This window comes from Microbacterium sp. Bi128, assembly GCF_918698205.1.
Genome location: NZ_CAKKMM010000871.1, coordinates 1 through 2,148, shown reverse-complemented (window position 1 = coordinate 2,148; position 2,148 = coordinate 1). Strand labels below are relative to the sequence as shown.

Below are 2,148 nucleotides of genomic sequence, written 5' to 3'. Positions count from 1 at the left end.
CCTCAGAAATTGGTGCGTCCCGGGGGCCGGGGCGCGGCACGTCTTCTTTGTGCGCCTGATGTATTCCGCCGGGCGCTTTTGTCTTCCGCCTGGCGGCGGAAAGGTCCTGAAAACATCCTAGCCGCTGCTAGGGGGTGACGACGGTGCCCAGGTCTTCGCCCCGGATGGCGCGGGTGACGTTGCCCTCGCCTTCCATGCCGAAGACCACCATTGTGAGGTTGTTGTCCTTGCACATGGTCATCGCGGTCTGGTCCATCACGCGGATGTCGCGGCGGAGCGCGTCGTCGTAGCTGAGGCGGTGCAGTTTCTCCGCCGTCGGGTCCTTCTTCGGGTCGGCGGTGTAGACGCCGTCGACCCCGCTCTTGGCCATCAGGACGACGTCGGCGTGGACCTCCATGGCGCGCTGGGCGGCCACGGTGTCCGTGGAGAAGTACGGCAGGCCGGCGCCGGCGCCGAAGATGACAACCCGGCCCTTTTCCATGTGGCGGATGGCGCGGCGGGGGATGTAGGCCTCGGCAACCTGGCCCATGGTGATGGCGCTCTGCACGCGCGTTTCCACCCCGGCCTGCTCAAGGAAGTCCTGGAGCGCGAGGCAGTTCATGACGGTTCCGAGCATGCCCATGTAGTCGGCGCGGGAGCGGTCCATACCGCTCTGGGACAGTTCGGCTCCGCGGAAGAAGTTGCCTCCGCCGACGACGATTGCGACCTCCACGTCGGGAACTGCTGCGGCGATCTGCTTGGCCACGCCGCGGACGGTATCCGGGTCGACGCCCAGTTTTCCACCGCCGAAGACCTCGCCGGAGAGCTTCAAGAGGACGCGGCGCCTGTTCTTCTTTGGCTGGGCTGAAGTGGTGACGGTTTCCATGGTGCCTTCCCGTTGGTGAACTCTGAGTTAGGTTATCGTGCTGGGCGCCCAAGGCGGCATTCCGGCCGTGACCGGAAACGGCGCCTCACGGGTGCATGCAAAAGGGGTGGCCACCGTGGTGACCACCCCCTTAGCGTGTCTGGCTAGTGCCTGACTGGTGTCTGGCCAGTCTGACTAGGAACCGACGCGGAAGCGCGTGAAGGCAGTTGCCTTGACGCCGGCTTCTTCGAGGACCTGTGCGACAGACTTCTTGGCATCCTTGGCGAATGCCTGGTCAACGAGGACCTCGCCCTTGTAGAAGCCGGTAACGCGGCCTTCGACGATCTTGGTCATCGCGGCTTCGGGCTTGCCCTCGGCCTTGGCCGTTTCCTCGGCGATGCGGCGCTCGGACTCGACGAGCTCGGCCGGAACGTCCTCACGGGTGAGGTAGTTCGGAGCCATGGCGGCGACGTGAACGGCGACGTCGTGGGCTGCGGTGGCAGCCGCTTCGCCTTCGCCGTCAACAGCGAACAGCACGCCGACCTGGGCCGGGAGGTCCTTGGAGGTCTTGTGCAGGTAAGCGTCGACCGTGGCGCCCTCGATGCGGGAGACGCGGCGGACAACAACCTTCTCGCCCAGAACGGCGCCCTCTTCGATGACGACCTCGGACAGCGGCTTGCCGTCGACCTCGGTGGCGAGCAGGGTCTCGAGGTCGGCAGCGCCGGACTCGACGGCCACAGCCAGGACCTTGTCGGCCAGCTGGATGAACTTGTCAGCCTTAGCGACGAAGTCGGTCTCGCAGTTGACTTCGATCATCACGCCGACGCCGTTGGCGACCTTGGCGGCAACCAGGCCTTCGGCGGTGGAGCGGCCTTCGCGCTTGGTGGCGCCCTTCAGGCCCTTGATGCGGATGATTTCGATGGCCTTCTCGGCGTCACCGTTGGCTTCGTCAAGAGCCTTCTTGACATCCATCATGCCGGCGCCAGTGCGCTCGCGCAGAGCCTTGATATCAGCGGCAGTGTAGTTCGCCATGTGAACCCCTCTGTCTAGAAATTTATGTGGTGTACGGACCGACAGGACGGCTGCTCACCGAGTGAGCGGCCATCCTGTCGGTACCCCCTATGCAGCTGAGCGCATGTGGGGAGATCCAGATTTACTTGTCTGACTACTTGGCTTCGTCGGCGGCCGGTGCTTCTTCAGCAGCCGGTGCGTCCTCAGCGGCCGGAGCAGCTTCGGCGGCCGGTGCTTCGTCAGCAGCCGGTGCAGCCTCAGCGGCGGGCGCTGCAGCAGCTTCAGCCTTGTTG

The 2,148-nt window shown here is 65.0% G+C and carries 2 protein-coding genes; both read right to left on the bottom strand.

The features are described 5' to 3' along the window. Window positions 1-127: 127 nt before the first annotated feature. Window positions 128-865 carry a UMP kinase gene (gene pyrH / locus LQV45_RS27440; RefSeq protein ID WP_018774549.1) on the bottom strand — a complete coding sequence of 246 codons (738 nt, stop codon included), beginning with the start codon at window positions 863-865 and terminating at the stop codon, window positions 128-130. Between the two features lie 174 nt (window positions 866-1,039). Continuing rightward, entirely contained in the window at window positions 1,040-1,876 is an 837-nt protein-coding gene (tsf, locus tag LQV45_RS27435; protein WP_230009978.1) for a translation elongation factor Ts, read from the bottom strand. Window positions 1,877-2,148: the final 272 nt, after the last annotated feature.